This window comes from Endozoicomonas atrinae, from assembly GCF_001647025.1.
Taxonomy (GTDB): domain Bacteria; phylum Pseudomonadota; class Gammaproteobacteria; order Pseudomonadales; family Endozoicomonadaceae; genus Endozoicomonas; species Endozoicomonas atrinae.
Genome location: NZ_LUKQ02000523.1, coordinates 1 through 1,696, shown reverse-complemented (window position 1 = coordinate 1,696; position 1,696 = coordinate 1). Strand labels below are relative to the sequence as shown.

General features: G+C 54.1%; 1 protein-coding gene. It reads left to right on the top strand.

From position 1 onward, the window contains the following. A partial coding sequence (locus AK963_RS33935) for a hypothetical protein (protein WP_175404713.1) occupies positions 1-1,696 on the top strand: 1,696 nt, incomplete at both ends.

The following is a 1,696-nucleotide window of genomic DNA, read 5'->3' as shown; positions in this document are numbered from 1 at the left end:
ATAACAATGACATTTATCTCGGCAGTCATTTGATCCTGACCGAGCCTCCCAAGGATAAGAATGTCTCGGTTTTGCTGTTCAATACCGACAGTCAGACCGATGAGCGTTTGGATGCCAGAGACAGAATAGAAAGTTATGTCGTCCCCGGTATCAAAGCATCGTGGGAACTGGTAGGCGATCAGCTGGAAGGTCAGCGTTCTATTGTCGGCTATCAGCGGGAGGAATGGGCGGTTCCTGAAATTGGCGAGGTGTATAAGCTCACCACTCCCGATGGGCTAACGAGCCAGTTTATTCGTATCACTGCCGTTGATCATTCGGTGGTCACGTTTACCTATCACAACGGTTCAGAGTACGTCGATTTTAACCGGCGCAAGGTAGAAATGGAGATCAGTGCTCCGTTAGTAACAACCTTTGTCGGAGCGCAGCCAGTCCCCGGAGAACCGGAGGAAGTAACCAGTTCCATTTATGGCACACAGATAGCTGATACCTCTCGTTATTACGGCATTCAGCCATTGAGTGCCAATGTGACCGCTGGCGACTTAACGGTTAAGGCCGAGAGCGTTTATGCGCCACTGGTGCCGAGTGCCAAGGTCGAAAGCCCGTTGCTCGATCAATACGGTGGCTATACCGGCAAAACGATGGTGGCCACCGCTGGCACTACCCGTTCGGTCAGCTGTCGTTTTGTGCACATTAACGGCAACCAGAGCAGAACCTATGTCCAGCGTGGCGTATTACCGAAAACCCTCTCCCTGTCCCTCGATGGCGGCACCTTTGAAGATGACGGTGCGGGTCATCTGCTCCATAAAAGCGGGACCAATAATTTCAGCAAATTGACCGTGGATTATGAGCTCGGAGAGATTAACGTCTGGCGAGCGAGCAGCTATACCACGGCCACCGCCAATGCGACCTATCAGCCAGCCGTTGCCATTACCGGGGCTGCGATCAGTGGGGCTATCCCGATCACCAACCAGAACAGGGGCTTTAACTACACCCTGAATATGGCAGAGGCCAAACCAAGGCCGGGAACACTGGTGGTCAGCTATATCGCCTTGGGTAAATGGCAGGACATTCGGGATACTGGCGCTGGCCAGATGACCGGCTCGGGAACTGGAACCATTATCTTTGCAACGGGGTCGGCTGCAATCACCCTCGATGCGCTGCCTGATCCTGACAGTGCCATCGTCTTTAGCTATGTGGCGCAGAATGATGACGAGGTGACGATCAGAACCGGCTCGGTGCCGGTGGATGATATGACCTTCCGGCATACCGTCGAGAAACCCGGCATCAAACCCGGCTCGATGACGGTGACGTATGTTTCCTCCGGGGAGAATAAAACCCTGACCGATCAGGCTAATGGGCTTCTCACTGGTGACGGTAACGGAGCTATTCACTACGCCCCCGGTGAACTGAGCTTTAAGCTCGATTTCCTGCCCGACAGCGGGACAGAGATTGCCCTCACTTATGAGCAAGGCACCAGTGCCGGTGGCGAGGTGATTGTCTCGGTGGATGGTCAGGGTGTAATGAGTGGCACGATTCCCGGTGCTCCCTTGCTCCCAGGTTCTATCCAGCTGCAATTTCTGGTCGAGCAGTTATCCAATGTGCCGAGCGAAACCAGAAACGAGGATGACTGGACTACCTATGAAACCACCCGGAACGTAGCCAAGCAGATCAGCGACGATACAACGGGTGGCTGGCG